Source organism: Pseudomonas sp. NBRC 111143 (assembly GCF_001320965.1).
Taxonomy (GTDB): domain Bacteria; phylum Pseudomonadota; class Gammaproteobacteria; order Pseudomonadales; family Pseudomonadaceae; genus Aquipseudomonas; species Aquipseudomonas machongensis.
Window position 1 is genome coordinate 115,835 of the sequence record NZ_BCBT01000009.1, and the last position, 24,592, is coordinate 140,426.

Sequence of the window (24,592 nt, forward strand, 5' to 3'; positions counted from 1 at the left end):
CGGCGACAACAAGGAAAACCAGCATGTCCAAGACCCAACTGTTCGACCTTGACGGCAAGATCGCCTTCGTTTCCGGCGCCAGCCGCGGCATCGGCGAAGCCATCGCCCACCTGCTGGCCCAGCAAGGGGCCCATGTGATCGTTTCCAGCCGCAAGCTCGACGGCTGCCAGCAGGTCGCCGACGCAATCATCGCAGCCGGCGGCAAGGCTACGCCGGTGGCCTGCCATATCGGTGAGCTGGACCAGATCCAGCAAGTGTTCGCCGGCATCCGCGAGCAGTTCGGACGCCTGGATATCCTGGTCAACAATGCCGCCACCAACCCGCAGTTCTGCAACGTACTCGACACCGACGTCAGCGCCTTCCAGAAGACCGTCGACGTGAACATCCGCGGTTACTTCTTCATGTCGGTGGAAGCCGGCAAGCTGATGCGCGAGCACGGCGGTGGCAGCATCATCAACGTAGCGTCGATCAACGGCGTGACACCGGGCTTGTTCCAAGGCATCTACTCGGTGACCAAGGCTGCGGTGATCAACATGACCAAGGTCTTCGCCAAGGAGTGCGCGCAGTTCGGCATCCGCTGCAATACCCTGCTGCCGGGCCTGACCGACACCAAGTTCGCCTCGGCACTGGTGAAGAACGACGCCATCCTCAACGCCGCCCTGCAGCAGATTCCGCTCAAGCGCGTAGCCGACCCGAGCGAGATGGCCGGCGCAGTGCTGTACCTGGCCAGCGACGCGTCGAGCTATACCACCGGCACGGCGCTCAACGTCGACGGCGGCTTCCTTTCCTGATCAGCCCTTGCGCGCCTGCAGCGTGTAGCTCAACGGCAGGCGCTCGGGCCGCTCGGCCAGGCGCCACTCGCCGTCGGCGCCCTTGAGCATCTGCCCAGGCAACGCCTCCCAGGGGATGCTCGAGTGTTCGACCAGGGCGGTCAGTTGCATGCCCTGTTCAAGCAGCGCCGTGATGATTTCGCCAAGGCCGCGGTTCCAGGAATGGGTCTCGGTCTGTGCCAGGCGATGTTCGCTTTCGACGTAGGTCTGGTCGCTGTGGAAGATGAGCGGCGCCTCATGCTCGAAGTACGGGAAGTCGACCTGCAGGCGATCGGCGTGGGTTTCGTCGAGCGTCCATAACATCGGGTGCCCCTCACGCAAGAACAGCCGCCCGCCCGGCTTGAGCAATGCCGCGACATTCTGCGCCCAGCGCTGGATGTCCGGCAGCCAGCACAGTGCACCGATCCCGGTGTAGATCAAGTCATAGCTCGCCTTGGGCAGCACCTCGCTGGCACGGTAGACTTCCGCCTCGACATAGTCGATATCGGTGCCACAGCGCTCGGCCAGCAACCGCGCCTGCGCCAGCGATGCGGGCGAAAAGTCAAGCCCGCTGACCTGCGCGCCCAGACGCGCCAGCGACAAGGTGTCGGTGCCGATGTGGCATTGCAGGTGCAGGGTCTTGAGGCCTTGGATATCGCCCAGGCGCGGCAGGTCGAAGCGCACGACTTCGGAAAGATGCGTGGCAGACTGCACGAAGCATTCGACTTCATAGCCCGGCGAGGCGGCGTGCAACGGCGCCCGCTCGTCCCAATTGGCGCGGTTGAGTTCCAGTGACGGATTCATGGACACTTCCCTGTGCGGAAAACCGCCACGTTAACCGGCCAGGAGGCAGGCCGACAACCAGCCATTCAAGGAGAGAACGCCAGCATGAAGACCTACAAGGGCGGCTGCCTGTGCGGTGCGATCCGCTTCGAGGCCGATGGGCCAGCAGGCAATCCCCACCACTGCTCGTGCCGCTGGTGCCAGCAGCACACCGGAGCACTGGTGGCGAGCTGGGTGGAGTTCGATCGTGCGCAAGTGCGCTGGGTCGGTGCCGGCGGTGCGCCTGACACCTGGCGCTCTTCGGATTATTCCAGCCGGGCATTTTGCCGATGCTGCGGCAGTTCGGTAGGCGCGATCGACGATGCACCGACGGTGGCGTTGCTGCTGGGGTGTTTCGATGAGATCGAGGACGAGCGCCTGGTACCGACCGGGCACTCGTTCGAGGACCGCTGCCCAGGGTGGATGCAGCGGGGTTGATGGGGCTTTCCAGGACCGCCGTGCGGCCCGAGGTTACAACGACAGACTCATGCTCACACTCAGGTTGCGCGGCTCGCCCGGCATGTTCCACGCCGCGTTGTAGCCGCGTTCGTAGTACTTGCGGTCGAAGACGTTGTTCAGGTTCACCCCGAAACTCAACTGCTCGCTGGCCTTGTAGTGCGCCAGCAAGTCCAGCGTGCTGTACGCCGGCAGGCGCAGGTCACCGCCCGCCTGCCCGGAACGCTCGCCCACGTAGTTGGCCGAGGCGCCGACATCCGAGCCACGCAGCCAGCCGTTCTGGAACTCGTGCACCACCATCAGGCTGCCGCTGTGCCGAGGAATGCCCAGCAGGTCGCTGCCCTTGGGCAGTGCGGCATCGCCCTTGGTGACCTCGGCATCGATATAGGCATAGGCACCGATTACCCGCACGGCCTCGGTGAGCTGACCGCTGAACTGCAAGTCCAGCCCCTGGCTGTGCGCCTTGCCCGCGGCGATGCTTTCACCAAAGGCATCGGTGGTGACGACGTTTTCCTTGTCGATGCTGAACAACGCCACAGTCGCACCGAGCCGGCTGTCGAACAGGTCGAGCTTCAGACCCGTCTCGTAGCCCAGCCCCTTCTCCGGCTTGTACACCTGGCCTTGGGTGCCGATGGCGTTGGGCTTGAACGAGGTGGAAGCATTGGCGAACACCCCCACTTCCGGCGTCCATTGATACAACAGCCCCACACGCGGCGTAGCGACTTCCTTGACCTGGCTGTTGCTTACCCCGGTGGCACGGTTCAGCGCCGTCTGCTCGACCCGTTCCAGGCGCACGCCGAGCAGGCCACGCCAGCGCTCGTCGAAGATGATCTGGTCTTGCAGGTTGAGCGCCTGGCTTTCGGTGCGTTCGAAGAAGTCATTGGGGTTGATCAGCGGCGGCTTGGGCTGGCCGTAGACCGGCTGGTAGATATCCAGCCCATAGCCGAGCGACGTAGCGCTCTGTGGGTATTTCTGGCTGTTGCGGTAGTTCTCGTACTCCAGGCCGATCAGGCTCTGGTGCTGCCAGCCGAGGAAATCGAACTGCCCGTGCAGTTCGGCCTGGGTAATGTTGTCGTTCCACTCGAAATTGCGTTCGCGGTAGAAACGGCTGATCGCCTGGCCGACCACCCGCGACGGCTCCGAACTGTTGCCGCGCAGGTGGCCCTGGGTGTAGTGGTTGGCCAGGCGCAGTTTCCAGCTGTCGTTCAGGTAGCGTTCCAGGGCCAGGTCCAGGGTCTGGTTGTCGTTGCGAATGTGGCCGTCGTTGGGCTCGCCGAGAAAGGTCGAGCGCTTCACGGATCCCAACTGGTTGTTGACCGCCGGAATACCCCGGTCGAACACCGATTCGGTGCGCGAGAATTCGGCATCCAGCAACAACCGTGTGTCAGGGTCGAGTTGCCAGCTCAGCGACGGGCTGACGATCTGTCGGCGGCTGTCGACGTGATCGCGGAAGCTGCCGTTATCTTCCACTGCCAGATTGACGCGCGACAGCAGGCGCCCCTCCTCGTCCAGCGGCGTGTTGACGTCGAGGCTGCCGCGGTAGCGATCCCAGGTGCCGGCGCTGGCCTTCAGGCGCGTGAACGCCTCCTCCTGCGGACGCTTGCTGACGATATTGACCAGGCCACCCGGATCGCCGCGCCCGTACAGGCTGGCGGCCGGACCCTTGAGCACCTCGATGCGCTCGATGGTCGAGGTGTCCGGTGCACTGTAGCTGCCGCGGTTGATGGCAAAGCCGTTCTTGTACAGCTCGCCGGTGGTAAAACCGCGCACGCTGTAGTTGAGGAAGGTCAAGCCACCGAAATTGTTCTGCCGGGTGACGCCACCGGCAAAGTCCAGGGCACGGTCGATACGCGTGCTGTTGAGGTCTTCAAGCACCTGGCTGGGCACCACGGCGATGCTCTGCGGCGTGTCGCGCACATCGGTATCGGTGCGCGTCGCGGTGCTCGAACGGGTGGCGCGATAGCCCTGCACAGGGCCGTCGGCGCGCTCCTGCAGATGACTGTCGCTGACGGTCAGGGCCTCGAGTATTACAGGTTCGGCAGCACTGCCGGGCAGGCCGAACACAGACAGGGAAAAACCCAGGCAGAACCGGGCGGGGAAAACTTTCATCAACGACGCTCCTAAATTTCATGTAATAACATAACAATTTATGAACGATGCGAGGAATACCCGGATGAGAAAAAACCGCATTTACCCGTCAACCTGAAGTTTACGGCTCGGGTATACTCGCGTTTCCGGCCCGCTTCCAGGAACCGCCCCATGGTTGAAAACAGCTTTGCCTTTCGCCTCAAGGAATTGCTCGAACACCACAAGCTGACCCTGCAAGCCGTGGGCACCGCCCTGGGCATTTCACGCACTGCGGTGCACAAGTGGACTCGCGGTGGCGAAATCGACTACGACAACCTGCGCAAGCTCGCCGCTTTTCTCAGGGTCAACTGGATCTGGCTGCGCTACGGTGAAGAAGCCTTGCAGAGCGTTCAGCAGGCCGAGGTGGTAGAGCTGCCGATGACCGACGTGCGGCGACGCTACACCGCCGAGATCATGGAAAATGAAACCCGCATGAAACTGGCCCAGGAAGGCGCACGCATCGTCACCTGGGAGTGGAACCTGGTCACCGATGAGGTCACCTACTCGCCCAACGTCGAGGCGGTGTATGGCTGGCCAGTGCAGCGCAATGAAGAGTTCTGGGCCCATATCCACCCGGACGACATTCCGCCGATGCAGGCCATGTACGCCCAGGCCGTCGCCGACGGCACCGGTTGCGAATGCGATTTTCGCATCACCCGCCCCGACGCCAGCCAATGCTGGATCGCCTCGCGCGCCACCGTGCTGGCCGACAGCGCCGGGCGCGCGGTGAAGATGGTCGGCATCAGCATGGACACCACCGAACGCAAAGTCGCCGAAGAAGAATTGCGCCAGAGCGAGGCGCGCTTTCGTACCATCTTCGAGTTCGCCTGGGGCGCGCTGGCCTACATCGATCCCGACGGCAGCTGGCAGCGGGTCAACGGCAGCTTCTGCGAACTGCTGGGCTACCGCGAAGACGAGCTCTACGGCACCACCTTCCAGCAATTGACCCATCCCGACGACCTGCCGCACAACCTGCACTTGCTGCAGCGCCTGCTTGACGGCGAGATCGACCGCTACGAAGTGGAAAAACGCGTACGCCACAAAAACGGCCACTACCTTTGGGTCCGCGCGCGCACATCGTTGCAACGCCAGGCCGACGGCCAACCCGAGCACCTGATCAGCGTATTCACGAACATCACCGCCGAACGCGAAGAACATGAACGGCTGCAGGCACATATCGCCACGCTCGAGGCGCGGCTGGGCTGATTCAGGGGGAGAGCTGCGATGCTACCGGGAAGTGCGTCACTCGACAGCCAGCGTCAACAGCGGGTGCAGCGCCGCGGCACGGTGGGGTTGTACTTCGTTGCCGCCTTGTCGGTACTCGCCGGCATGACCGATGCCATCGGTTTCATGGCCACGGGCGATTTCGTTTCGTTCATGAGCGGCAATACCACGCGCCTTGCGGTCTCGCTGGGCAGCGCCGAGCTGGGGCCGGTGCTGCGCCTGGCGCTGGTGATCTCGGCGTTCGTGCTGGGCAACGCACTGGGGGTGATCGTTGCCGCCAGAAGCGGTCGGCGCCACTGGCCCTTGCTGGGTGTGATCGCCCTGCTGCTGGCGGTCGCCGGCATGCTGCCAGAGCCCATGCAACTGCTCGCGCTACTGGCGGCGGTGACCGCGATGGGCATGATCAATGCGGTGGTCGAGGAAGTGAACGGCCTGCCGATCGGCCTGACCTACGTCACCGGCGCGCTGTCGCGGTTCGGCCGCGGGCTGGGCCGCACCCTGTTGGGCCAACAACGGTTGGGGTGGCGCGTACAACTGGTGCCCTGGAGCGGCATGTTCATCGGCGCAGTGCTGGGTGTGTTGCTGGAGCAACGCTTCGACCGTGCGGCGCTGCTGGCCAGCGCGCTGACCGCCCTGCTGCTCGCCGTGGTCTCGTGGAAGATTCCACGGCGCTGGCAACTGCGCTACATGCCTCGCTGACTCACAGGCAGGTTGCCGCAGCAGCCTTGCGCTGCAGCGCAACCATGTCGTTCTTGCGGGCGTAGTAATCGACCCGGGTCCCACCGGCCTGCGGGTAGACGTCAACGAAGGATTCCGCTTCGCGGGTGTACACCGTCAAACCACCGCCCTTGCGCGCTTCCAGGTAACCACTGGCGTCAACGCCGAAGCGCGATTCTTCCTGCCAGCTGAACTGGATGCACTGGGCCACCAGCTCCGGCGCTTTCTGCGAGTCGAGGCGCGCGCTGGGCTGGCCGTTGCGCGCGGCCTCCATGGTCGACGAAGCGCAGCCAATCAACATCAGGGCTGCAGTCATCGGCAGTAGTGCTCGCATGTTCCATCCTCGGGGCAAAAAAGAAGCGACTGTAGCACTGGCGGTGATCGCGCGTGAATGCTCGTGCTGCGCAGCGGCATTCAACCCGGCGCTACCTGACCGGTGCCCACACCGGATCCTCTGCCATCAGCGCCGTCACCCAGTCGGCGAACGCCCGGACCCTCGCCGACAACGCCCGGGTCGGCGGGTAGACGAACGACATCGGCATGGTGCCCATCTGCCAATCGCTCAGCACCTCGACCAATTGCCCGCTGCGGATGTGCACCTCAGCCTCGGCCCTGGGCAGGAAGGCCACGCCCAACCCGGCGACCACGGCAGCGGCCGTGGCGCTGCCGCTGTTGAAGTACATGGCCGGTGGATGGTCGAGGGTGAAATGCTCGTCGCCGCGAGTCAGGGTGGGAATGTAGCGGCGATCGGTCGCCGGGAACTTGAAGCCCAGATGGCGATGGCGTGGCAGATCAGCCGGTACCTGGAGCGGCGGTGCCGAGGCAAGGTAGGACGGCGCGGCGCAGAAGCAGAACCGCATCACCCCGATAGGCCGGCAGACCAGGTCCTGGTCTGCCACGTGCCCGCCACGGATCGCACAATCCACGCCCTCCTGCACCAAATCCACCACGCGTTCACTACAACGCACATCCAGCACGATATCTGGAAACCTGGCGGCGAAATCCGGCAATGCTGGCACCACCAGCAAGATCCCCACCGGCGACGGCATCTCGACCTTGACCCGCCCACGTACTGCGCCACAGCTCTGCGATGCCGAGGCCTCCAGCTCGTTCACATCCTCGAGGATGACCCGTGCACGCTGGTAGTAGGCCGCACCTTCAGTAGTGGTCGAGACCTTGCGCGTGGTGCGGTGCAACAGCTTGATGCCCAGCAGGTTCTCCAGCGCCTGGACCTGCCCCGAAACCGTGGTCTTGGCGAGGTTCAGCGACTCTGCCGCGCGGCTGAAGCTGCCCACTTCGACAATGCGGCAAAAGGCGCGCATCGCTTCCAGCCGATCGAATGCCATTGTCCGAGATCCCGTAAGAACAAAACGAATTCAGCTAGTTTATCCGTGAAATACCTTCTCTTAAAGTGCGCTCGTCTGCGTGGCAGCTGATTGACCGGCCTTGATAAACGCCCTCATCGACCGCCTGCCACTCCACCTACCGAATCCAATCTAGCGCCTCGCTGTGCGCGTCATTTGAGAGAACGCCATGAAAAACAGTTTCAAGGTCGTCGTCCTGCTGGCCTCTGCCCTGCCCTTCTTCGCCCAAGCCTCCGACGGTGGCGAAGCCCTCGAACGCTTCCATGAACGCTTGCGCGCCACCTTCGCCGAGCAAGCCAAGGACATTGAAAGACACAAGCAGCAGGAGGCACTGCAGGCCGCCGAGCAGCAGGCCAGACAAAAGCAGCCTGCCGCCGACGACAGCCAACCACGCACAGTGCCTGCGTGCTGAGCCCCGCCCATCAATCCCCTCGTTAAGGATGATCCTGTGCGCGCCCGATTAGTCGCCGTTACCGGAATGATCGCCACGGCCTTGCTGGTCAGTGGCTGCAACCCAGAATCCAGCCAGGCCGCCAGCGCCAGTGCCCCCGATGTCGAAGTGATCCCGGTCACCCAGCAAAGGGTCAAGACCTGGGACACGTTCAATGGCCGGGTCAGCGCCACCGAGACGGTGGCGATCCTGCCCCGCGTCGGAGGCTACATCACCCGGGTGGCCTACCGCGAAGGCGCCGAGGTCAGAAAAGGCGACCTGCTGTTCGTCATCGACCAACGCCCCTACCGCAACGCGCTCGACAGCGCCCGCGCCCAATTGGAACGGGCCCGGGCGTCGCTGGCGTTCGCCAGCCAGCAAGACCTGCGCGCCCAGCAACTGCTCAAGAGCAACGCCGTTTCCCGTGAAGAAGCCGAACAGAAGCGCTCGGCCCGCGAGCAGAGCCAGGCCGAGGTTCGCGCCGCCGAATCCGCCGTCGCCACGGCAGCGCTGAACCTCGAGTTCACCGAAGTGCGCGCGCCCATCGACGGGCGCACCAGCCGTGCTCAACTGACGCTCGGCAACCTTGCCGTCGCCGACCAGTCCGTGCTCACCTCCGTGGTTTCCCAGGACCCGGTGCACGTCTACTTCGACCCCGACGAACACAGCTTCCTGAAATACCAGAAAGCCCTCAAGCAGGCCGCCAGCACCGAGGTGCGCATCGGCCTTGCCAGCGACGACGACTACCCCTACAACGGCGAGTTGAGCTTCATCGACAACCAGGTGAACGCCAGTACCGGCACGCTGCGCGCCCGCGCGACCGTGCGCAACCCCGACCGCCTGCTCACCGCCGGGCTGTACGCGAAGGTCCAGCTGGCCGTGGGCGAACCCGCGCTGGCCACCCTGGTGCCAGACCGGGCGATCCTCACCGACCAGGACAAGCAGTACGTCTACGTGCTTGGCAGCGACAACAAGGCCGAGCGCCGTTACGTCGAAACCGCCCAGCGCATCGAGCGCCAGCGCGTCATTCGCTCGGGGCTGGTCGCAGACGACCGCATCATCGTCTCGGGCCTGCAGAACGTGCATGCCAGCGGCAGCCCCGTCACCCCCCACGCACTCTCCGGCGACACCCGCGAACTTCAGGTTTCCAGTGCCGCGCAACACGACAAGCAATAGCCAGGGGTTCCAGCCATGGACTTTTCCAAGTTCTTCATCGACAGGCCGATCTTCGCGATCGTCCTGTCGATCATCATTTTCGCCGCGGGCCTGGTGGCCATCCCGCTGCTGCCAGTGGGTGAATACCCAGAGGTGGTGCCCGCCACCGTCGTGGTGAAAGCCACCTACCCCGGTGCCAACCCCAAGGAAATCGCCGAGTCCGTCGCCGTGCCGCTGGAAGAAGCGATCAACGGCGTGGAAGACATGATCTACCTCAAGTCCGTCGCCAGCTCCAACGGCACGCTGCAGGTGGTGGTCACCTTCAACGCCAAGGTCGATCCGGACACCGCCGCGGTGCGGGTGCAGAACCGGGTGAGCCAGGCCCTGTCGCGCCTGCCCGAGTCGGTGCGCCAGTACGGCGTCACCACCCAGAAGCAATCGCCGACGCCGCTGATGTTCGTCGACATGTACTCGACCAACGACCAGTTCGACGCCCTGTACCTGCGCAACTACCTGCGCCTGCATGTGAAGGACGAGTTGTCGCGCATTCCCGGCATCGGCGACGTCATCCTCTACGGTGCGGGCGACTACGCCATGCGCATCTGGCTCGACCCGCACAAGCTCGCCGCGCGCGACCTCACCGCCCAGGACGCCATTGCCGCCATCCGCCAGCAGAACGTGCAGGTCTCGGCCGGGCAGCTGGGGGCAGAGCCTTCGCCGCAGGACAACGACTTCCTCATCTCGATCAACGTCCAGGGCCGCCTGAAGACCGAACAGGAATTCGCCGACATCGTGCTCAAGAACGGGCGCGACGGTCAGGTAACGCGGCTGTCGGATGTGGCGCGGGTGCAGCTGGACTCCGGCGACTACACCCTGCGCGTGTTCCGCGGCAAGAACCAGGAAGTGGCCGTGGGCATCTTCCTAACCCCCGGCGCCAACGCCATCGAGGTGGCCAACGCGGTCTACGCCAAGCTCGACAGCCTGTCCAAGGACTTCCCCGAAGGCGTGAGCTACACCAGCGTCTGGGACCCGACGGTGTTCGTCCGTGAATCGATCAGCGCGGTACAGCACACGCTGTTCGAGGCCATGGTCCTGATCGTGCTGGTGGTGGTGCTGTTCCTGCAGACCTGGCGCGCCTCGATCATTCCGCTGATTGCCGTGCCAGTGTCGATCGTCGGCACCTTCGCCTTCCTCTACCTGCTCGGATACTCGGTCAACACCCTGACCTTGTTCGGGCTGGTGCTGGCGATCGGCATCGTGGTGGACGACGCCATCGTCGTGGTGGAAAACGTCGAGCGCAACATCGAGCTGGGGCTGACGCCGCTGCAGGCTGCGCACCAGGCCATGCGCGAGGTGTCGGGGCCGATCCTGGCAATCGGCCTGGTATTGTGCGCAGTGTTCGTGCCGATGGCCTTCATGAGCGGCGTCACCGGGCAGTTCTACAAGCAGTTCGCCGTCACCATCGCCATCTCCACGGTGATCTCGACCATCAACTCGCTGACCCTGTCGCCGGCCCTGGCAGCCAAGCTGCTGCGCCACCATGACACGCCACCCGACCGCCTGACGCGCCTGATGAACGCCGCCCTGGGCTGGCTGCTGCGTCCGTTCAACCGCTTCTTCAACCGCAGCTCGCAGCGTTATGAAGGCAGCATCGCCCGCATCCTGCCGCGACGAGGCCTGGTGTTCGTGGTCTACGCCGTACTGCTCGGAGCCACGGGTGTGCTGTTCAATGTCATCCCCAACGGTTTCATCCCCAATCAGGACAAGCTGTACCTGTTCGCCGGTGCCACCCTGCCGCCCGGCGCCTCGCTGGCCCGCTCCGATGCGGTCGCCCGGCAGATGTCGGCCATCGCCTCGAGCATCGAAGGGGTGGCCTACGCCAACTCCTATGTCGGCTCCAACGCCCTGCAGAACACCACCACGCCCAACCTGGTGACCTCCTACGTGCTGCTCAAGCCATTCTCCGAACGCACACGCAGCGCCGCAGACATCAACGCCGAGCTCAACCGCAAGTTCGCCGCGATCAAGGATGGCTCGGCCTACGCGCTGCTGCCGCCGCCGATCCAGGGCCTGGGCAACGGCTCCGGCTACTCGCTGTTCCTGACCGACCGCGGCGGGCTTGGCTACGCCGCCCTGCAGAAGGCGCTCGAGCGGTTCCAGGCCGAGGTGGCCAACACCCCGGGCATGACCTTCCCGGTCAGCTCCTACCAGTCGGACATTCCGCAGCTGCAAGTGAAGATCGACCGCACCAAAGCCCAGGCCCAAGGCGTGGAACTGACCGAAATCTTCGACACCTTGCAGACCTACCTGGGCTCGGTCTATGTCAACGACTTCAACATGCTCGGCCGCGTGTATCGCGTCGTGGCCCAGGCTGACACCCCGTTCCGCCAGAACGCCGCAGACATCGGCAGCCTGCGCGTGCGCAACCTGCAGGGCGAGATGGTGCCGATCAGCGCGGTGGTCGATATAGTGCCGACCTTCGGCCCCGACCCGGTGATGCGCTACAACGGTTACCCAGCCGCCGACCTGATCGGTGATGCCGACCCGCGGGTGCTGTCCTCGGGCGAGGTCATCGAGAAGCTCCAGCAGATCGCCACCCGCACCCTGCCGCGCGGTATCGAGCTGGAATGGACCGACCTCAGCTACCAGCAGGTGACCCAGAGCAACACCGCGGCGATCGTCTTCCCCATCGCCGTGATGCTGGCCTTCCTGGTACTGGCGGCCCTGTACGAGAGCTGGACCTTGCCCCTGGCGGTGATCCTGATCGTGCCGATCTGCATGTTCGCCGCGCTGACCGGCGTGTGGCTGGCCGGCGGTGACAACAATGTGTTCGTGCAAGTGGGCCTGGTGGTGCTGATGGGGCTGGCCTGCAAGAACGCCATCCTGATCGTGGAGTTCGCCCGCGAGCTGGAGATGCAGGGCCAGGGCACCGTCGAGGCGGCGTTGCAGGCATGTCGCCTGCGCCTGCGCCCGATCATCATGACCTCGGTGGCCTTCATCGCCGGCGCCGTGCCGCTGCTGGTCGGCACCGGCGCGGGCAGCGAAGTGCGCCATGCCACCGGGGTCACCGTGTTCTGCGGCATGCTCGGGGTGACGTTCTTTGGTCTGTTCCTGACACCGGTGTTCTACGTGGTGCTGCGCAAGCTCGGCGCCACCATCCCCAACCATACGTCGCACATGGCGCCGAACAGCACCGAGGGCCTGATCCATGAGTAAGCCGGCAAACTGGTCGCTGGCAGCGGTGCTGGCCCTCCTGCAGGGCTGCGCCGTAGGCCCGGACTACCATCGCCCTCCTACCCCGCAGGTGCCCGGCAGTTTCTCCCAGGCAACGGCCACACCTACTGTGCAGGCACAAGCCAGCGCTGCCGACGACGCGTTCTGGAAGCGCTTCGACGATCCGCAGCTCACGGCCCTGGTGAATACGGCGCTGGCCAGCAACTACGACCTGCGCACGGCACTGGCCAACTACGACGCGGCCAATGCCCTGCTGCGCCTGGCCCGCTTCGACCAGGCCCCGACCGTCACCCTGTCGGCCCAGGCCGGTCACCAGCGCCTGGCCAGCGACGAGGCCAACGGCGCCAGCCGCAGCCACGACCTGTACGCCAACAAAGCCGTGCTGGGCTGGGAGCTGGACTTCTTCGGGCGCGTGCGCCGTGCGGTCGAATCGCAGCAGGCCGAGACCGCCGCCCGGGCAAGCGATCTGCAGGCCATGCAGATTGCGGTGGTCAGCCAGGTGGCGACGACCTACATCGACCTGAGGGCAGCGCAGCGGATGCTCACGCTGACCAACGCCAACGCCGAAAGCCAGCGTCAGACCCTGGCCGTCGTGCAGGGGCGCCTGCAGGGCGGGCGTGGCTCCAGCTACGACTTGTCCAGGGCCCAGGCCCAGCTGGATACCACCTTGTCGCGCATGCCGCAGTTGCAAGCGCGCATCGCCGTCGACAAGCACCGCCTTGCAGTGCTCGCCGGGCTCGCGCCAGCAGCACTCGATGCGCAGCTGCAGCAAGTGGTCGACATGCCACGGATACCGGCGGCCATCGAGCCGGCCACCCCGGCGCAGATTGTCCGGCGCCGCCCGGATGTCGCCGCTGCCGAACAGCAACTGCACGCCGCCACCGCCCGGGTGGGCGTCGCCACTGCCGACCTGTTCCCGCGCCTGAGCCTTGGCGCCGCGCTTGGCACCTATGCCTTCACGGGCACAGGTCTGTATGGCGGCGCCAGCGAATCGAACCTGGCTGTGCTAGGCATCGATTGGTCATTCCTCGATGTGGGACGGGTGAACAGCCGCATCGCGGCGGCGGACGCCGAAGCGGCCGGTCGCCTGGCGAGGTATCAGCAGACCGTGCTGGTCGCGCTGGAGGATGTCGAGAATGCCCTGGTGCGCCTGGCCAGGAGCAAGGAGCAGACGCAGCGTTTGACCAGCGCGGCCGAAGGATGGCAGAACGCGGCCAACCTCTCCCGTGCACGCTACGACGCCGGGGCCATCGAGCTGTTCGAACTGCTGGACGTGCAGCGCTCGCTCTACGATGCGCAGCTCCAGCAAGCCGACAGCCAGGCGGGCAGCACCACCCGCGCCGTGGACCTGTTCGTCGCCCTTGCCGGCGGGTGGCCACAGCAGGTGGTGCAGCAGGAGTAGCGCCAGCGGCCATTCACGCGAAAGCCCGCGCCCACGAGAGTGGCGCGGGCTATGCCTTAGAACAACGGCAGGCTGTAGGTGATGTAGAGACGATTCTCGTCCAGGTCACGCTGGTTGGCGTAGGTGCTGCGCAAGCTGGCGTTGCGCCAGGAGAACGACAGCCCCTTGAACATCTCGCCCTGCACTGCGTAGGTCACCCAGAAATCACGCTCCCACTCATGCTGGTCACCCTGCGCCGACTTGATGTTGTCGCCGCGCTGGTAGGCCAGCAGCGTGGTCAGGCCCGGAATGCCGACAGCGGCGAAGTTGTAGGTGTGCTGCGCCACCCAGGTCCGCTCGCCGGCCTTCTGGAAACGTGCACCGGTCTGGCGGTCGGTGATCAGGTAGGTGGCCGAGCCATCGCCCTGGTTGACGAAGGGAAAGTCGCTGTCGCCTTCAAGCTGCTGGTAGCCCAGGCTGAAACCGTGGCCGCCGAGGCTGTAGGTGAACAGCCCGGCAAACGCCTGGTTATCGACCTTGCCGTTGTTGCCGAAACCGGCACTGCGGTACCCCTCGGCCCGTCCAGCCACACTGCCGTTGCGCCCCGACGGACCACTGTCGAAATAGCGCAGGTCAGTCTTGAGGCTGCCCACCGGCAAGGCCAACTGGTGCACCAGGCCGACGAAGTGCTGGCGATAGAAGTCCTCCAGCTCACCGTAGTAGTACTGCAAGGTCAGGTCGCGGCTCACGGCGTAATCGACGCCGAAGAAGTTGAACGCATTGCTGCGCTTGCCGAACGGCCCACCCGCTCCGGCAATCGCCATGCCTTCGTTGTTCGACGAGTTGCGGCTCTTGACCCGCTGGATCTGCCCGCCGGTGAACGTGAAGTTGTCCAGGTCGCGCGAGGTGATCTGCAGGCCTTCGAAGGTTTCCGGCAACAGGCGACCGTCGTTGAGGGTCAGCACCGGCATCTTCGGACGCAAGGTGCCGAGCCGCGCCTCGGTCTTGGCAACGCGCAGCTTGCCAGTCACGCCCAAGGTGCTGAACTCGTCCACCGCACGGCCATCGCTGTCGGTGGGAAACACCAGGCCGCCGCGATTGGTACTCTGCGGGTTGTAGTGGGTGCCCTTGCCCGAATCCAGACGGATGCCAAGCATGCCCAGGGCATCGACACCGACACCGACGGCGCCCTCGGTGTAGCCGGAAGTGAAGTCGAACAGAAAGCCCTGGCCCCACTCCTCCTGCTTGGACGGGTTGGCGCTGCCGCTGCGGTTGTCCTGGTTGAAGTAGATGTTGCGCATTTCCAGGCGCGCATGGGAATCCTCGATCAGGCCAGCGGCCTGGCTGGTCAGGGGGGCCAGCGCCAGGGCGATCAGCCCGGGAGCGAAAGAAGATCGTTTGCAAGACATGCTGTGTGCTCCTCGTTTCTTGTTGTTATGTGCAGCGCCGAACGCCAGGCGCAGGCAAGCCGCGCCCGACGCCGCTTCTGTCAGGAAGCGGGCGCTGGTACTCGTTCAGGGATCAGGAGTGCGCGGGAGGTGCTTCAGCCGGCCAGGCCGCAGATGGCCGGATGCTCAGCCGGTACAGCACGAAGATCGCCGCCGCACCTGCCACCACGGGGATGGCCAGCCAGTGGAAGAACACCACCGGCGTACCGGCCGCGGCGATCAGCCAGGCCCCCAGGGTCGAGCCGACGATGGAGCCGGAACGCCCGCAGGCCATGGCCCAGCTGACCCCAGTGACGCGGGCCGTGGTCGGGTAGAGGGTCGCCGACACCAGGTTAAGGCCGTTCTGCGCACCGGCCACGCCGAAACCGATCAGGAACACCGCCGCCGCCAGGCCATAGATATCGCCCATCAGGTAGCCGGTGACCGCGATCACCACCGCCGCCCCCAGGTAGGAGCAGGCCAGCACACGGTAAGGCCCGACACGGTCCATCAGCAGCGCCAGCAGGATCGCTCCGACCGTGCCGCCCAGCGGCACCATCGCACCGACACGCGCGGCATGGGCGATGTCGTAACCGGCGTCCTTGAGCAGGCTCGGCAGCCAGCTGGTCAGGAGGTAGAAGACGAACAGCGAGCAGAAGAACGCCAGCCACAACAGCAGCGTGCGCACCGCGCGGCCCTCGATGAACAGGTGCGAGATCGGCGAACGGACCTGCGCCGGGCGCTCGTCGTCAAGGATGGTCACCCCGGCATAGCTACTGCCGGTGATGCGCTCGACCACCTTGCGCAAGGCATCGCCATGCTTGGGGCTCGAAGCCATGAAGCGCACCGATTCAGGCATCAGCCAGGCCAGCAACGGCAGCATGGCCAGCGGCACGATACCGCCGATCATCAGCACGCCACGCCAGCCGAACAGCGGGATGATCTGCGCCGCAAGCATGCCGCCCAGCGCAAGGCCCGCGGTGAAGCCGCTCCAGCTCAGGGTGACCATGATCATCCGCCGCCGCGCCGGGGAATACTCCGAGCTCAGGGTGATGCAGGTGGGCATCGCCCCGCCCAGGCCGATACCGGTGACGAAGCGCAGTGCGGTCAGTGACTCGATCGAGTGGGCATAGGCCGAGGCCAGGGTGCCGACGCCGAACACCAGCACCGACACCAGCAGCACGCGCTTGCGCCCGATGGCATCGGCGATGGGCCCGAACACCAGGCTGCCCACCAACAGGCCGAACAAGCCGGCGCCGAAGGCCGGCGACAATTGCGCCGGCAGCAGGCCCCATTCCTCACGCAGGGCCGGGGCGATGTAGCCGATCGCGGCGGTGTCGAAGCCGTCGACCAGAACGATCAGGAAACACAGGGTAAGAACGATGATCTGGTAAGGCGAGATTCGTGCGTTATCGATGATCTCGCCGATTCGGGCAGTGTGCTGGCTCAAGGTATTCCCCTTTTTATTAGGCTTGTGGTTGGGGCAAAGCATTGGCAAGGCGTTTTGGTTTCAGGGTCGCAGCAGGTCCAGGGCAACGTCGACGATCATGTCTTCCTGACCGCCCACCATCTTGCGACGGCCAAGCTCGACGAGGATGTCCACGGTGTTCAGGCCGTAGCGGCGAGCAGCGACCTCAGCGTGGCGCAGGAAGCTGGAATACACCCCGGCGTAGCCGAGCGCCAGGGTTTCGCGGTCGACCCGCACCGGGCGATCCTGCAAGGGCCGGACGATATCGTCGGCCGCATCCATCAGCCGATACAGGTCGGTGCCGTGATTCCAGCCCAGGCGCTCGGCGGCCGCGATGAACACCTCCAACGGCGCGTTGCCGGCACCAGCCCCCATGCCGGCAAGGCTGGCGTCGATGCGATCGCAGCCCGCCTCCACCGCGGTGATCGAGTTGGCCACGCCCAGGCTGAGGTTGTGGTGGGCGTGCATGCCGGTCTCGGTGGACGGGTCGAGCACCGCCTTGAACGCCTGGAAGCGCTCGCGTACATCCTGCATGTTCATCGCGCCGCCCGAGTCGGCCATGTACACGCAGGTGGCGCCGTAGCTTTCCATCAGCTTCGCCTGCTGCGCCAACGGCTCGGGCGCCAGCATATGGCTCATCATCAGAAAACCCACGGTGTCCATGCCCAGCTCGCGGGCGTACTCGATGTGCTGGCGCGAGACATCGGCTTCGGTGCAGTGGGTGGCGATGCGCACCACCCGGGCACCAGCGTTGTAGGCATTCTTGAGGTCATGCACGGTGCCGATGCCAGGCAGCAGCAGCGTGGTGATCTTCGCGTGGCTGATGACCTCGGCCACCGCTTCGATGTACTCGAGGTCCGAGTGCCGGCCAAAGCCATAGTTGAAGCTCGAGCCTTGCAGGCCGTCACCGTGGGCGACCTCGATCGAATCGACCTTGGCCTGGTCCAGCGCGCGGGCGATGTCGCGGGCCTGCTCCAAGGTGTACTGATGGCGGATGGCATGGCTGCCGTCGCGCAGGGTGACATCGGAAATATAGAGTTTCTTGCCGGCGTTCATGTGTTCAACCCTCCACGAACTGGGTAGCGGCGATGCGCTCGGCGCAGGCCACGGCCGCCGAGGTCATGATGTCCAGGTTGCCGGCGTAGGCCGGCAGGTAGTGCGCGGCGCCCTCGACCTCGAGAAACACCGAAGTCTTCAGGCCGCTGCGCAGCCCCAGCCCCGGAACATTCACCGGCTGGTCTGCCGGGATCACCTCGAACTGCACCTGCTGCTTGAGGCGATAGCCGGGCACGTAGGCCTGCACGGCCTCGACCATGGCCAGGATCGAGCGCTCGACCGCCGCCTGGTCTGCCGGCTCCGACAACACGAACACGGTGTCGCGCATCATCAGCGGCGGCTCGGCGGGATTGAGGACGATGATCGCCTTGCCCTTCTGTGCCCCGCCGAGTTTCTCGATGGCATGGGAAGTGGTCTCGGTGAATTCGTCGATATTGGCCCGGGTGCCGGGGCCTGCCGACTTGCTGCTGATCGAGGCGACGATTTCACCGTAATGCACCTTGGCCACGCGCGACACCGCAGCGACGATCGGTATGGTGGCCTGGCCGCCGCAGGTGACCATGTTGATGTTCGGCGCGGCCAGTTCGGCATCCAGGTTGATCGCCGGAATGGTGAACGGGCCAATGGCGGCGGGCGTCAGGTCGATGACCTTGACCCCGTGCTCCTGCAACAACGCGTTGTGGCGACCGTGGGCACCGGCGCTGGTGGCATCGAAGACGATACGGATATCCTTGAAACCTGGCAGCGCCAGCAGGCCCTCGACACCCTTGGCGGTGGTCGCCACGCCCAGGCGCTCGGCCCGCGCCAGGCCATCGGAGGCTGGGTCGATGCCGACCATGGCGCCCATCTTCAGGTGCTGGCCGTTGCGCAGGATCTTGATCATCAGGTCGGTGCCGATATTGCCCGAACCGATGATGGCAACGCTGATCTTGTCGTTCATTGTCGTGGTCCTGTGTTCAGGCTTTGGCACGGCGTTCGGCGAGGGTCTGGCCACCGGCGGCCCACTGGGTCTCGGGGATTTCCTGCAACAGGACGCGCACGCTCTCGACCGGTACTTCGAGGCTGTCGGCAATGGCCAGGGTGACCTTGTCCAGCAGCGCGCGCTTCTTCTCGGGCGTGCGGCCTTCAGCGATATGGATGATGGCAATAGGCATGTCAGGTACTCCTGTCAGCGTTGGCCGGATGAGATGAAGCGCATCGACACGCTGCCCAGGTGCTGGTAGCGCACGGTGACGTTGTCGCCCGCCTGCACTGCAATGGCCTCGGTGATGCCGCCGGTCATGATGAAGGTGCCCGCCGGCAGTTCGCGGCCCTTGGCGCCGAGCATGTTGGCGAGCATCGCCACGCTCTGCGCCGGGTGCCCGAGCACCGCCGCACCGGCTCCGGTGGCGACCACTTCGCCGTTCTTTTCCAGCACCACGCCCAGGCACTTGAGGTCGATACCCTCGACCCCGGACATGCGCCCGCCCGTGACGAAACGTGCCGAAGAGGTGTTGTCGGCAATCACGCTCTTGAGGTCGAAACGGAAGTTCTCGTAGCGCGAATCGATCACTTCGACCGCCGGCACGATGAAGTCGGTGGCCGCCAGCACGTCGCCAACATGCACACCCGGCCCCTTGAGCGGGTGCTTGAGGACGAAGGCGATCTCGGCCTCGACCTTGGGGTGGATCAGGCTGTCGACATCGATGGCCGCGCCGTCGAGGCTCGAGCCGTAGTCGGTGAGAAAGCCGTGGATCGGATCGGTGACGCCCATCTGCTTCATCTTGGCGAACGAGGTCAGGCCCATCTTCAGGCCGGCGATACGCACGCCACGGGCCTGCTTGCGGGCGCGGATGGCGTCCTGGATGGCATAGGCGTCGTCCCAGTCCATGTCGGGGTGGGCGTCGGTGATCTTGGCCACCGCCTCACGCTTGAGTTCGGCGTTTTCCAGGTGTTCGGCCAGTTGGGCGATGGTGGCTTGGGACAGGTTCATAGGGGTTTTCCTTCAAACGAAGCGGACAGCGGCCGAGCCGATGCCGCCGAGGCTGATACGCAGTTGGTCACCGGCCTGCACCGGCACCATGGCCGCCAGCGAACCGGAGAGAATCACCTCGCCCTTGTTCAGCGCGATGCCGAGGCGGCCGAGGGTGTTGGCCAACCAGGCCACGGCGTTGGCCGGATGGCCAAGCGCGGCGGCACCGGCGCCGGTGGCGACGATCTCACCGTTCTTTTCCAGGGTCATGCCGACACAGGCCAGGTCCACGTCACGCGGATCGACACCGCGGTCCCCCAGCACGAAGGCAGCGGCCGAGGCGTTGTCGGCGACGGTGTCCTGGATGCGGATCTTCCAGTCGCGAATGCGCGAGTCGACGATCTCGAAGCACGGCATCACATAGGCGGTGGCGCGCAGCACATCGGCCACGGTGACGCCCGGGCCCTGCAGAGACTCCTTGAGCACGAAGGCGATCTCGCCCTCGGCTTTGGGCGCGATGAGGCTGTCGATAGCGATGGCCGCGCCATCGGCGTGGAGCATGTCGCTGAGCAGGTGGCCGAAGTCAGGCTGGCCGACGCCGAGCATGTTCATCACCACCTGGCTGGTGACGCCGATCTTCTTGCCCAGCACCCGCTCGCCCGCGTCCAGGCGCGGCTGGATCATCGCCAGCTGCACCTGGTAAGCCTGCTCCAGGGTGATGTCGGGGTGGGTTTCGGTCAGCGGCGCCAGGGCCTGGCCACACGCCAGGGCCTGGTGCAGTTCCCGGCCGGCGTGCTGGATGTCGTCAAGGTTCATGGTGTGCTCCTCACAGGCGGACGCAGACGTTGCGCAATTCGGTGTAGAACTCCAGCGAGTGCACGCCCCCCTCACGGCCGATGCCCGACTGCTTGGCGCCGCCGAAGGCGGTACGCAGATCGCGCAGGAACCACGCGTTGATCCAGCAGATGCCGACATCCAGCGCGCTGCCCAAGCGATGGGCGACCTGCAGGTCGCGGGTCCAGACACTGGCAGCCAGCCCGTAAGGGGTATCGTTGGCCAGGGCCACGGCCTCTTCCTCGGTGTCGAACGGCGCGATGTGGCAGCACGGGCCGAAGATCTCTTCGCGGATCACCGCCGAGGTTTCCGGCAAGCCGGTCCAGATGGTCGGCTCGAACCAGGCGCCTTCGGCCAGGTGCGCCGGCACCTGGGGAATGCCGCCGCCGCACACCACGGTGGCGCCATCGGCGACAGCCTGACGGGCGTAGGACAGCACCTTCTCGCGATGGCCGAGGGAAATCAGTGGCCCCATGGTGGTGCCATGGGCGTTCGGATCGCCCACCACGATGCTCGCGGCGTGCGCCTTGAAGGCCTCGACGAAGCGCTCGAACAATGGCCGCTGCACGTAGATGCGTTCAGTCCCCAGGCACACCTGCCCACTGTTCTCGAACACTGCGCGCCCCAGCCCCTTGACCGCTTTCTCAAGGTCGGCGTCGGCGAAGACGATGCCGGCGTTCTTGCCGCCCAGCTCCAGCGAGACCGGGCGAATGCCCTTGGCCGCAGCCTTCATGATGACCTCGCCAGTCCCGGTCTCGCCGGTAAAGGTCACGCCATCGACATCCGGGTGCGAGGTCAGGAAGGCCCCCGCCGAATCGGCGCCAAAGCCATGCACCACGTTGTACACGCCCGGCGGCACACCGGCCTCGTTCATCACCTCGCCGAGCAGCGTGGCAGTGGCCGGGGTTTCTTCGGATGGCTTGACCACCACAGTGTTGCCGCAGGCCAGGGCCGGGCCGACTTTCCAGGTCATCAGCAGCAGCGGCAGGTTCCACGGGCAGACCACACCGATCACCCCGCGCGGCGATCGCACGGCGTAGTTGACCGCCTTGCCACCGTCTGGGGTGTCCATCACGAAGCTTTCGGTCGGTACGTTGCGGATCAGGTCGGCGAACACCTTGAAGTTGGCCGCACCGCGCGGGATGTCGAGGTGCCCGGCCAGGTGTGCAGGCTTGCCGGTATCGGCCACTTCGGCCGCGACGAACTCGGCGTGGCGACGCTCGATGCCCTCGGCGACCTTGTGCAGCAGCGCAGTACGCTGGGCAACCGTCATCGTCCCCCAAGGGCCTTTGAGGGCGGCACGGGCAGCGGCCACGGCGGCATCGACTTCGGCTTGCCCCGCTTCGTGGACGAGGCCTATGACACGGTTGTCGGCAGGGTTGCGGTTTTCGAAGGTGCGGGCACTGCTGACCCACTCGCCATTGATGAAATGACGAAACGCTTGCGCAGGCATGATCGGTAGTCCTCTGTTTTTTATTCGAATACGGTGTCGCTGGCTTCCGGATCGCCGGCAGTGAGGTATTCCCACATCCGCTCGTAGATCCGCCCGCCACGGGTGGCGCGTTGCGCGCAGGCCTGGGCATCGAGCAACGGGCCGCGCTCGGCCAGGCCTGCGGCCTGCAGTTGCAGCTCGATGCGCGCGGCGTCCTCCAGGTACCAAGTCAGGGTCAGGGCCTCGACCAGCGAATCGCCGGCGACGATGGCACCGTTACCGCGCATGGCCAGGGCCTTGCCTTGGCCGAACAGCTCAGCCAGCGCGCTGGCCTGGGCATCGTCACGCAGCAACTGGACGTCGTCCCACAGCGGGATCGACGGTTGGAAGTAACTGCCCATGCCGTGCCGCGGCAGTGGCGTGAGACCGGCGCAGGACAGCGCCATCACCTGCGCCGGCATGCTGCGGATCACTGCGCCCAGGTCGGCGCGGCGGCGGTAGAGCTGCTGGTGGATACGCACCTCGCCCAGCACACCGTCTGGCAGCGGCCCATGGACCGGCACCACGGTGCCCGGCTCGCCCACGCCGATCAGGCCCATCGGGCGCGCTGCACAGACCAGGAAGTACTCGGCGTCCAGGCGCAGGCTGCAATGCCCGTAGGCATGGGCCAGGCCGGCGCGGCCCAACGCGCGGGCCGCCATGCGCACCTGGCGTTGCTGCGCCTGGCTGGCAATCGGCTGGCCGCTCATGCCTTGAACTCCGGGATATCGGGTTTCGAACCCCAGGCGCAGTACGACGACGATACGCCGGGGAACTGCCGTGGCTGGTGGCTGGAGTCGTCTTCGGCGCGGATGTGGCTGACCCCGGTGGAATACTCGTAGGTCATGCCGTCCGGCCCTTCGAAGTACAGGAACACCGCACCCGAGGTCGGATGCCGACCCGGACCGAAGAGGATCTTGATGTTGCGCTCGCGCAGGAAGTAGTAGGCGCGCATCACGTCGTCGATGCTCTCGACCTGGTGGTTGATGTGCTGCACCCCGGCGTGGCTGGAGGGGAACAGCGCGATCTTGTGATGCACCTCGTCGATGCGCAGCAGCGGCGCCTCGCCGATGCGATCGCTGACTCGGGCGTTGGCCAGGCGGGTCCAGAAATCCTCGTCGCGGCGGGCGTCGGTGGTGCGCAGTCCGATATGGCTGAAGCCGGTGATGCCGGCGTCGCGGCTGGGGAAGTAGCGGCTGCCGCTGGCGTGGGGGCGCAACACCAGTTCGATGTTGTTGCCGCTGGGGTCCTTGAAACGGATCAGCTCGTTGACGTGGCGCACCTCGGCGTCTTCACGCGAGCCGTGCACCACGCTGAAGGCATTGCGTTCGAGCAGCACGGCGGCGTGCTCCAGCTCGTCGCTGCTGGTGACCTCGAAGGCGGTTGTGGTTTCGCGCGGGTCGCCCTCGTAGTAGCACAGGGTGTGATCGCGGCTGTCGGAGCGAAAATACACCGCACCGCTGGCCTCGCGGGCCACCTGCAGACCGAGGATCTGCGTCGCGTAGCGGCGTGCATCGTCCAGGTTGGCGGTACCCAGGCGCACGTAGCGGATATCGTGCAGGTTGATCATGGGTGGAGTCCCTTGGTTTTATTTTTGTCTGGACTCATCCTCGCAACCGGCGCTTAATCGCAGAAGCTAATTCTCTTTATTCGCACTATTTGATTTGGTTATAGAGATGCGCACCGACCTCAACCTGCTTCGCGTCCTTCTAGCCGTCTACGAAACCGGCAACGTCACCGCTGCGGCGAAACAGCTGGGCATCAGCCAGCCCGCCGCCAGCGCCGCCCTCGCCCGCCTGCGCCATTCGCTGCAGGATCCGCTGTTCATCCGCTCCGGTGCCGGCATGGAGGCCACGCCACGGGCCCAGGGCATCATCGAGCGCACCCGCGAAGTCATCGAAATCATCGACCGCGACATCCTCAGCAGCCCAACCTTCGACCCTGCCACCGCCGAAGACGAGTTCGTGTTCTGCCTGAGCGAGATCGGCGAGGTGGTGTTCCTGCCACCGTTGTTCCAGAAGCTGCGCCAGCTCGCACCACGCATTCGCCTGCGCACGGTCAGCCTGGCACCCGATGCGCTCACCGACAGCCTGCATGACGGCAAGGTCGATGCCGTGCTGGGTTACTTCCCCGACCTCACGGCCCCCAACATCTATCAGCAACGGCTGTTCTCCCATGACCTCACCTGCATGCTGCGTCGCGGCCACCCACTGGCCCGCGAGCGCCTGGCGCTCGAAGATTTCGCCCGCATGGAGCACCTGCAGGTGCGCGACGGCAGCCGCCGCCAGGAAATGTTCGAGGCGCACCTGAACGAAGCGGGGATCAAGCGCAACATCGTGCTCGAGACCTCGCACTACATGAGCGTGCCCTCGATCATCGAGCAATCCGACCTGGTGGTGGTGCTGCCACGCACCGTGGCCAATCTGTACCTGGATACCGTGAACGTGCAGATCGTCGAGCCGCCGGTGGAGATCCCGTGCTACGACCTCAAGCAGTTCTGGCACGCACGCTTCCAGCAGGCGCCACGCAGTGTGTGGTTGCGCCGGGTAATCAGCGAGTTGTTTGCGCAAGGCTAGGCACGACGGATCCCCAAGCTCCAGCTAGCGACTCTGGCAAGGGCGCGCCCCGAGGGCTACCATGTGCAGCCTCTGGCGCGACCTTTTGCC

23 protein-coding genes are annotated in these 24,592 nt (G+C 65.3%); 9 read left to right on the forward strand and 14 right to left on the reverse strand.

The window, feature by feature from the left end; genetic code table 11:
• The first annotated feature begins 23 nt into the window (after positions 1-23).
• Positions 24-791 carry an SDR family oxidoreductase gene (locus APH44_RS07740; RefSeq protein ID WP_054892108.1) on the forward strand — a complete coding sequence of 256 codons (768 nt, stop codon included), beginning with the start codon at positions 24-26 and terminating at the stop codon, positions 789-791.
• Here APH44_RS07740 and APH44_RS07745 read toward each other — a convergent pair whose 3' ends face one another.
• On the reverse strand, positions 792-1,613 hold the full coding sequence (locus tag APH44_RS07745) for a bifunctional 2-polyprenyl-6-hydroxyphenol methylase/3-demethylubiquinol 3-O-methyltransferase UbiG (protein ID WP_054892109.1): 822 nt from the start codon (positions 1,611-1,613) through the stop codon (positions 792-794).
• A gap of 84 nt (positions 1,614-1,697) precedes the next feature.
• Here APH44_RS07745 and APH44_RS07750 point away from each other — a divergent pair, with 84 nt between their 5' ends.
• The gene (locus tag APH44_RS07750; protein WP_054892110.1) at positions 1,698-2,069 is read left to right on the forward strand and encodes a GFA family protein; all 372 of its coding nucleotides are present in this window, start codon (positions 1,698-1,700) and stop codon (positions 2,067-2,069) included.
• A 33-nt stretch (positions 2,070-2,102) separates the two neighbouring features.
• Here APH44_RS07750 and APH44_RS07755 read toward each other — a convergent pair whose 3' ends face one another.
• Entirely contained in the window at positions 2,103-4,196 is a 2,094-nt protein-coding gene (locus tag APH44_RS07755; protein ID WP_054892111.1) for a TonB-dependent siderophore receptor, read from the reverse strand.
• A 150-nt stretch (positions 4,197-4,346) separates the two neighbouring features.
• Between APH44_RS07755 and APH44_RS07760 the strand changes: the two genes are divergently transcribed.
• Complete coding sequence (locus APH44_RS07760) at positions 4,347-5,420, forward strand: helix-turn-helix transcriptional regulator (protein ID WP_054892112.1); 1,074 nt, start codon at positions 4,347-4,349, stop codon at positions 5,418-5,420.
• A gap of 18 nt (positions 5,421-5,438) precedes the next feature.
• Positions 5,439-6,137, forward strand: a complete 699-nt coding sequence (locus tag APH44_RS07765) for a YoaK family protein (RefSeq protein ID WP_054892113.1) — start codon at positions 5,439-5,441, stop codon at positions 6,135-6,137.
• A gap of 1 nt (position 6,138) precedes the next feature.
• Here APH44_RS07765 and APH44_RS07770 read toward each other — a convergent pair whose 3' ends face one another.
• Together APH44_RS07770 and APH44_RS07775 are read right to left on the reverse strand one after the other, a co-directional pair.
• Positions 6,139-6,489, reverse strand: a complete 351-nt coding sequence (locus APH44_RS07770; RefSeq protein ID WP_054892114.1) for a hypothetical protein — start codon at positions 6,487-6,489, stop codon at positions 6,139-6,141.
• Between the two features lie 91 nt (positions 6,490-6,580).
• Positions 6,581-7,501 carry a LysR family transcriptional regulator gene (locus APH44_RS07775; RefSeq protein WP_054892115.1) on the reverse strand — a complete coding sequence of 307 codons (921 nt, stop codon included), beginning with the start codon at positions 7,499-7,501 and terminating at the stop codon, positions 6,581-6,583.
• A gap of 187 nt (positions 7,502-7,688) precedes the next feature.
• Between APH44_RS07775 and APH44_RS07780 the strand changes: the two genes are divergently transcribed.
• From APH44_RS07780 to APH44_RS07795, 4 genes are read left to right on the forward strand one after another with little or no spacing between them, the layout of a single operon-like run.
• Entirely contained in the window at positions 7,689-7,931 is a 243-nt protein-coding gene (locus APH44_RS07780) for a hypothetical protein (RefSeq protein ID WP_054892116.1), read from the forward strand.
• A 36-nt stretch (positions 7,932-7,967) separates the two neighbouring features.
• Positions 7,968-9,125: an efflux RND transporter periplasmic adaptor subunit gene (locus tag APH44_RS07785; protein ID WP_253781805.1), complete on the forward strand. Its 1,158-nt coding sequence runs from the start codon at positions 7,968-7,970 to the stop codon at positions 9,123-9,125.
• Positions 9,126-9,140: 15 nt separating this feature from the next.
• A complete protein-coding gene (locus APH44_RS07790; RefSeq protein WP_054892118.1) occupies positions 9,141-12,320 on the forward strand; it encodes an efflux RND transporter permease subunit in 3,180 nt (1,059 codons plus the stop codon).
• Positions 12,313-13,740, forward strand: coding sequence for an efflux transporter outer membrane subunit (locus APH44_RS07795; RefSeq protein WP_054892119.1), 1,428 nt, complete (start codon positions 12,313-12,315; stop codon positions 13,738-13,740). The genes APH44_RS07790 and APH44_RS07795 overlap by 8 nt, the downstream gene beginning before the upstream one ends.
• A gap of 56 nt (positions 13,741-13,796) precedes the next feature.
• Here APH44_RS07795 and APH44_RS07800 read toward each other — a convergent pair whose 3' ends face one another.
• The 10 genes from APH44_RS07800 to APH44_RS07845 form a co-directional block, all read right to left on the reverse strand.
• The gene (locus APH44_RS07800; protein WP_054892120.1) at positions 13,797-15,128 is read right to left on the reverse strand and encodes an OprD family porin; all 1,332 of its coding nucleotides are present in this window, start codon (positions 15,126-15,128) and stop codon (positions 13,797-13,799) included.
• 112 nt (positions 15,129-15,240) lie between these two features.
• Positions 15,241-16,638 (reverse strand): MFS transporter, encoded by a 1,398-nt coding sequence (locus APH44_RS07805; RefSeq protein WP_371105637.1) that lies wholly within the window; start codon positions 16,636-16,638, stop codon positions 15,241-15,243.
• An 18-nt stretch (positions 16,639-16,656) separates the two neighbouring features.
• Positions 16,657-17,670, reverse strand: a complete 1,014-nt coding sequence (gene dmpG / locus APH44_RS07810; RefSeq protein ID WP_054892122.1) for a 4-hydroxy-2-oxovalerate aldolase — start codon at positions 17,668-17,670, stop codon at positions 16,657-16,659.
• 4 nt (positions 17,671-17,674) lie between these two features.
• On the reverse strand, positions 17,675-18,610 hold the full coding sequence (locus APH44_RS07815) for an acetaldehyde dehydrogenase (acetylating) (RefSeq protein ID WP_054892123.1): 936 nt from the start codon (positions 18,608-18,610) through the stop codon (positions 17,675-17,677).
• 16 nt (positions 18,611-18,626) lie between these two features.
• Entirely contained in the window at positions 18,627-18,824 is a 198-nt protein-coding gene (locus APH44_RS07820) for a 2-hydroxymuconate tautomerase family protein (RefSeq protein WP_054892124.1), read from the reverse strand.
• Between the two features lie 14 nt (positions 18,825-18,838).
• Positions 18,839-19,642 carry a 2-oxo-3-hexenedioate decarboxylase gene (gene dmpH / locus APH44_RS07825; RefSeq protein WP_054892125.1) on the reverse strand — a complete coding sequence of 268 codons (804 nt, stop codon included), beginning with the start codon at positions 19,640-19,642 and terminating at the stop codon, positions 18,839-18,841.
• Between the two features lie 12 nt (positions 19,643-19,654).
• Positions 19,655-20,437: a 2-oxopent-4-enoate hydratase gene (gene dmpE, locus APH44_RS07830; protein WP_054892126.1), complete on the reverse strand. Its 783-nt coding sequence runs from the start codon at positions 20,435-20,437 to the stop codon at positions 19,655-19,657.
• 10 nt (positions 20,438-20,447) lie between these two features.
• Entirely contained in the window at positions 20,448-21,908 is a 1,461-nt protein-coding gene (locus APH44_RS07835; protein WP_054892127.1) for a 2-hydroxymuconic semialdehyde dehydrogenase, read from the reverse strand.
• A 20-nt stretch (positions 21,909-21,928) separates the two neighbouring features.
• Positions 21,929-22,636, reverse strand: coding sequence for a class II aldolase/adducin family protein (locus APH44_RS07840; RefSeq protein WP_054892128.1), 708 nt, complete (start codon positions 22,634-22,636; stop codon positions 21,929-21,931).
• Positions 22,633-23,496 carry a VOC family protein gene (locus APH44_RS07845; RefSeq protein ID WP_054892129.1) on the reverse strand — a complete coding sequence of 288 codons (864 nt, stop codon included), beginning with the start codon at positions 23,494-23,496 and terminating at the stop codon, positions 22,633-22,635. The genes APH44_RS07840 and APH44_RS07845 overlap by 4 nt, the downstream gene beginning before the upstream one ends.
• A 106-nt stretch (positions 23,497-23,602) precedes the next feature.
• On the opposite strand from APH44_RS07845, the gene APH44_RS07850 reads away from it, so the two are divergent.
• A complete protein-coding gene (locus tag APH44_RS07850) occupies positions 23,603-24,502 on the forward strand; it encodes a LysR family transcriptional regulator (protein ID WP_054892130.1) in 900 nt (299 codons plus the stop codon).
• Positions 24,503-24,592 lie beyond the last annotated feature (90 nt).

Bases quoted from the DNA above. Each gene is read 5' to 3' on its own strand.
- APH44_RS07835 (WP_054892127.1), bottom strand. From the start codon at position 21,908: ATGCCTGCGCAAGCGTTTCGTCATTTCATCAATGGCGAGTGGGTCAGC.
- APH44_RS07820 (WP_054892124.1), bottom strand. From the start codon at position 18,824: ATGCCTATTGCCATCATCCATATCGCTGAAGGCCGCACGCCCGAGAAG.
- dmpG (WP_054892122.1), bottom strand. From the start codon at position 17,670: ATGAACGCCGGCAAGAAACTCTATATTTCCGATGTCACCCTGCGCGAC.
- APH44_RS07760 (WP_054892112.1), top strand. From the start codon at position 4,347: ATGGTTGAAAACAGCTTTGCCTTTCGCCTCAAGGAATTGCTCGAACAC.
- APH44_RS07745 (WP_054892109.1), bottom strand. From the start codon at position 1,613: ATGAATCCGTCACTGGAACTCAACCGCGCCAATTGGGACGAGCGGGCG.
- APH44_RS07800 (WP_054892120.1), bottom strand. From the start codon at position 15,128: ATGTCTTGCAAACGATCTTCTTTCGCTCCCGGGCTGATCGCCCTGGCG.
- APH44_RS07850 (WP_054892130.1), top strand. From the start codon at position 23,603: ATGCGCACCGACCTCAACCTGCTTCGCGTCCTTCTAGCCGTCTACGAA.
- dmpE (WP_054892126.1), bottom strand. From the start codon at position 20,437: ATGAACCTTGACGACATCCAGCACGCCGGCCGGGAACTGCACCAGGCC.
- APH44_RS07775 (WP_054892115.1), bottom strand. From the start codon at position 7,501: ATGGCATTCGATCGGCTGGAAGCGATGCGCGCCTTTTGCCGCATTGTC.
- APH44_RS07765 (WP_054892113.1), top strand. From the start codon at position 5,439: ATGCTACCGGGAAGTGCGTCACTCGACAGCCAGCGTCAACAGCGGGTG.
- APH44_RS07805 (WP_371105637.1), bottom strand. From the start codon at position 16,638: ATGCTTTGCCCCAACCACAAGCCTAATAAAAAGGGGAATACCTTGAGC.
- APH44_RS07780 (WP_054892116.1), top strand. From the start codon at position 7,689: ATGAAAAACAGTTTCAAGGTCGTCGTCCTGCTGGCCTCTGCCCTGCCC.
- APH44_RS07815 (WP_054892123.1), bottom strand. From the start codon at position 18,610: ATGAACGACAAGATCAGCGTTGCCATCATCGGTTCGGGCAATATCGGC.
- APH44_RS07755 (WP_054892111.1), bottom strand. From the start codon at position 4,196: ATGAAAGTTTTCCCCGCCCGGTTCTGCCTGGGTTTTTCCCTGTCTGTG.
- APH44_RS07770 (WP_054892114.1), bottom strand. From the start codon at position 6,489: ATGCGAGCACTACTGCCGATGACTGCAGCCCTGATGTTGATTGGCTGC.
- APH44_RS07740 (WP_054892108.1), top strand. From the start codon at position 24: ATGTCCAAGACCCAACTGTTCGACCTTGACGGCAAGATCGCCTTCGTT.
- APH44_RS07795 (WP_054892119.1), top strand. From the start codon at position 12,313: ATGAGTAAGCCGGCAAACTGGTCGCTGGCAGCGGTGCTGGCCCTCCTG.
- APH44_RS07840 (WP_054892128.1), bottom strand. From the start codon at position 22,636: ATGAGCGGCCAGCCGATTGCCAGCCAGGCGCAGCAACGCCAGGTGCGC.
- APH44_RS07790 (WP_054892118.1), top strand. From the start codon at position 9,141: ATGGACTTTTCCAAGTTCTTCATCGACAGGCCGATCTTCGCGATCGTC.
- dmpH (WP_054892125.1), bottom strand. From the start codon at position 19,642: ATGAACCTGTCCCAAGCCACCATCGCCCAACTGGCCGAACACCTGGAA.
- APH44_RS07845 (WP_054892129.1), bottom strand. From the start codon at position 23,496: ATGATCAACCTGCACGATATCCGCTACGTGCGCCTGGGTACCGCCAAC.
- APH44_RS07750 (WP_054892110.1), top strand. From the start codon at position 1,698: ATGAAGACCTACAAGGGCGGCTGCCTGTGCGGTGCGATCCGCTTCGAG.